The organism is Synechococcus sp. R55.7 (assembly GCF_047461955.1).
In the GTDB taxonomy this organism is placed as follows: Bacteria; Cyanobacteriota; Cyanobacteriia; order Thermostichales; family Thermostichaceae; genus Thermostichus.
Genome location: NZ_JANSIC010000011.1, coordinates 1 through 4,285, shown reverse-complemented (window position 1 = coordinate 4,285; position 4,285 = coordinate 1). Strand labels below are relative to the sequence as shown.

Sequence of the window (4,285 nt, the reverse complement as noted above, 5' to 3'; positions counted from 1 at the left end):
CTGCCCTCGCACCACGCCTGCACCCAATTCCGTTCCGCTGCCACCGCTCGGCAAACCTTCTCCCAAGCCGCCTCAGGGTGAGCCAACCGCACTTCCGCTTCCGCCCAGTAGCTGTAGAGTTGCGCCGTCCCGGTGCCCCGCGCCTCAGCCGCCTGGAAACACCCCACAGCCTGAACTGGATCCTGCAGATCCAGCCACGCCAGGCCCATCTGTACCCAGGGATCCCCCCACTCAGGGCGCAGCCGCGCAGCCTCCTGCAGAGGGGAAATCGCCTCTCGCAAACGGCCCAGCTTCATCAGGGCCAAGCCCCAGCGCCAAAAACTCTCTGCCGCCGTCGGATCCTGCTGGCAAGCCCGCTCAAACCACTCCGCTGCCGCAGCCCACAGCCGGCTCCGCTCTTGGGTCAGGCCAATGCGGTGAGCAGCCAAAGCCTGGCCAGAAGACAGCTCCAGCCCAGAAAGCCCATCCCCCAACTCCAGAAGCTGCCGATACAGAGCTGCTGCCTGCGGCCAATGGCCCTTCTCCCACAGGCTTTCCGCCAAAGCCTGCAAGCTCCTCAGCAGGTGGTAGACGGCCTCGGATTCGGCCACCCCCCCCGCTTGCAGCATCGCCAAGCCCTCTTGCCACACCAGCTGCGCCTCCAGTTCCCGACCCAGCAGGAGATAGGCGGCTCCCAGCTCCCAATACAGCTCTGGAGAGGGGGATCCCTGCTCGAGCTGTTGCTGTAAAACCTGGGTAACGCGTTCGTAATGCCCCTGCTCCCAATCCTCAAGGAGAAAAGCAGAAGACAACAGATGGGGGGGTAGAGCTGGGTTGGGAGCCATGTCTTTGTGGATGAGAAACAGTGTTACAAACTGCAACAACCTCCCCACTCTGGGCCCGTGCCCCTAGTATTCTAGGCTTGGCTTCCCCCTCAGGGATCGGGCATCGATCCTTCTCAGCTCAGAGAGGGATGCTCCTCCAGTCGTGGGTCAGCCTCTTCACCCCCTTCGATGGCACTGTCCTCGGCCTTTGTCGGCAGTTTTTTCGATCAAAACGGAGTTTAAAAGATCGATGGGTATCAACGTATCCGCTGGCGCAGTCGTTTCCAACCCCCGTCTCTACCAAACCGTGCCTGTATCGACCATCTCCCAGGCGGAACAGCAGGATCGCTATCTGGGACGCACCGAGCTGGATCGCCTCGAGGACTTTTTCTCCAGCGGCCTGAAACGGCTAGAGATTGCCGAGGTCATTGCGGCCAATTCGGAAATCATCGTCAGCCGGGCAGCCAACCGCATCTTCACAGGGGGCTCGCCCATGGCCTATCTGGAGCGGCCAGAAGCGACCCAAGACGAGAAAGAAGCCTTCAAGCTGGGTACTGCCTTCTACGTGGAATCCACCGGCGGATTCATTGAGGCCATCCGCAACATCTTTAGCGCCAGCGGTGTGGAGATTCCCCCCAATTTCCGCCCCATCAACATCTCCCGCTACGGAGCTGCCAACATGCGCAAATCGCTGCGGGATCTGAGCTGGTTTTTGCGCTACGTTACCTACGCCCTGGTGGCCGGGGATCCCAGTATCATCGCCGTCAACACCCGCGGCCTGCGGGAGATCATCGAAAACGCCTGCTCCGCCGAGGCCACCATTGTCGCCATTCAAGAGATGAAGCGGGCAGCGGCTGGCTACTTCCGCAAAGATGCCGAAGCGGTTGCCATCATCAACCAATACTTCGATGTCTTGCTGAGCGAGTTCATCGCTCCCGCCCCTTCCGACAAGCTGCGGCAGCGCAACGCCAGCACCGCCGACGGCCTGCCCCTGCAGGGGCTGCAGCTACCCCAGGTTTACAACTTGGCTGCCGAGAAAGTTCCCGTTTTTGCCATGAAGCCGGGGCTGTCCAACGCCGAGAAGGAAGAAGTCATCAAGGCCGCCTACCGGCAGGTGTTTGAGCGGGACATCCGCCGCGCCTACGGCCTCAAGCTTTCCAACCTGGAGTCGAAGGTGAAAAACGGCGAGATCTCCATGAAGGAGTTCATTCGCCGCCTGGGCAAATCGGAGCTCTACCGCAAGCAGTTTTACGAGCCTTACATTAACAGCCGCGTTGTCGAGCTGGCCTTCCGCCACTTCCTGGGCCGGGCCCCTGAAACCCGCGAGGAAGTGCAGACCTACTTCTCCATCGTCTCCAGCAAGGGCCTGGCCGGCCTGGTGGACGCCCTGGTGGACAGCCGCGAGTACGGGGACTACTTCGGCGAGGAGACGGTACCCTACCTGCGCAAGCTGGGGATAGAAGCCCAAACCAGCGCCAACTGGGGAGCCAAGTTCGACCTCTACACCTACGCTGCCCCCCGCCGCAAGGTGCCCCAGTTCATTACCCTCTTTGCCCGCTACAACCGGCCTCTGCCGGATCAGCATGCCTATGGCTCCGGCAACGACCCGCTGGAGATCCAATTTGGGGCCATCTTCCCCAAGGAAACCCGTTCCCTCAGCGCCCGCCCCGCTCCCTTCAACAAGGATGTCAAGCGCATCCTCATCCGGCGCGGCTTTGCCCTGACCAACGAGCGCACCAATCCCAAGGCAGTGGGGGATCCCGGTAGCCTTGGCCCCAAAGTCTTCAAGCTCACCCAAACTCCCGGCGATCGCAGCCGGCGGCTAGGGGTGCGGGCGGGGATTGTTGGCAGCGAAGTCTCGACGCAAGCGGTGATCCGCGCCTGCTACCAGCAGGTGTACGGTTACATGCCCTACGAAGGCCAACGGCTAACCCGTTGGGAGATCAAGCTGGAGTCGGGGGAAATTCCCGTCAAAGAGTTTGTGCGCCAACTGGCCAAGTCGGATCTCTTCCGCAACAAGTACTGGTCCAGCTTGTATGTCTGCAAAGCCATCGAGTTCATCCACCGCAAGCTACTGGGCCGACCCACCTACGGACGGCAAGAGATGAACCGCCTGTTTGACATTGCCTCCAAGCAGGGGTTCTACGCGGTGGTGGATGCCATCTTGGACGGCGAGGAGTACCAGCGGGTCTTCGGGGAAGATATCGTGCCCTACGAGCGCTACCTCACCCCCGGCGGCCTGGCGCTGCGGCGGATGCGCCCCGGCTCCACCGACATGGCAGTGACCAAGCCCATTCGCACCGACGACGACATCCCTCTCTTTGTCAAGTTGGGTCAGCCTCGGGATATGCCTTCCGGCGAGCTGGAAATCCAGCGGCGGGCCCAGCAGGGGGTGCCCAAGGTACGCCAAGAGATCCCTGTCTTCAAGCTCACCAGCCTGGCCAACAAAGCGAAAGTCAACAACCTCATCCGCGCCGCCTACCGGCAGGTCTTCGAGCGGGATATGGACATCTACAACATCAGCGCCGAGCTCAGCTCTGCCGAGTCCAAGCTGCGCAACGGCGAGATCACCGTCAAGGAGTTCATCGAGGCGCTGGGGTGTTCAGAGCTGTACCGCTCCGAGTTCTATGCCCCCTATCCCAACACCAAGGTGATCGAGCTGGGCACCAAGCACTTTCTGGGCCGTGCGCCCCTCAATCAGCAGGAGATCCGCAAGTACAACCAGATCTTGGCCACCCAGGGGGTGAAAGCCTTTGTGCGCGCCCTGCTGAACACCCAGGAGTATCGGGATCTCTTCGGCGAAGACACGGTGCCCTATCGCCGCTTCCCCACCTTGCCGGCGGCCAACTTCCCCAACACCCAGGAGCTGTACGGTCGCCTTACCAAGCAAAACCGCGAGCTGGTGGTGCCCAGCTTCAGCCCTGTGGGCAATGACCGCAGCTAGATATGGAGCTCTCAACCCCTTCTCTCCTTTTGTGGGAGAGAGAAAAGACAAATTAGCTCCACAAAGGCAGAGGAGACTGGGCTTCATAGCCCAGATGCCGTAGCGCAGCAGGGGTAACCACTCGGCCCCGGGGCGTGCGCTGCAGGTAGCCGATCTGCAGCAGATAAGGCTCATACACTTCTTCAATGGTTTGGGGATCCTCACCCGTCACCGCGGCCATCGTCTCCAAGCCCACTGGCCCTCCACCGAACTGCTCCACCAGCACCGTCAGCAGCTTGCGATCGATCCAATCCAAACCCATGGGATCCACCTGGAACAGCTCCAGAGCGGCTGCTGCCACTTCTTGGCTAATGTGGCCATCCCCTCGCACCTGGGCGTAATCTCGCACCCGCTTGAACAGGCGGTTGGCAATGCGGGGCGTGCCCCGAGAACGGCGGGCGATCTCTGCAGCCCCTTCTGGATCGGTGGAGACATTTAAGAGGCGAGCCGTGCGCAGCACGATCTGCACCAGCTCGTGAGGCTCGTAAAAGCGCAGCCG

General features: G+C 61.3%; 3 protein-coding genes. 1 reads left to right on the top strand and 2 read right to left on the bottom strand.

Annotated elements, in window-relative coordinates; genetic code table 11:
- On the bottom strand, positions 1-860 hold an 860-nt coding region (locus NW820_RS01335), incomplete at its 3' end, for a tetratricopeptide repeat protein (RefSeq protein WP_414406479.1).
- 193 nt (positions 861-1,053) lie between these two features.
- Here NW820_RS01335 and NW820_RS01330 point away from each other — a divergent pair.
- Entirely contained in the window at positions 1,054-3,747 is a 2,694-nt protein-coding gene (locus tag NW820_RS01330) for a phycobilisome rod-core linker polypeptide (protein WP_414406478.1), read from the top strand.
- Between the two features lie 52 nt (positions 3,748-3,799).
- Here the strand turns inward: NW820_RS01330 and NW820_RS01325 are convergent.
- Positions 3,800-4,285: Holliday junction DNA helicase RuvB C-terminal domain-containing protein (locus NW820_RS01325; protein ID WP_414406477.1), on the bottom strand; the 486-nt coding region annotated here is incomplete at its 5' end.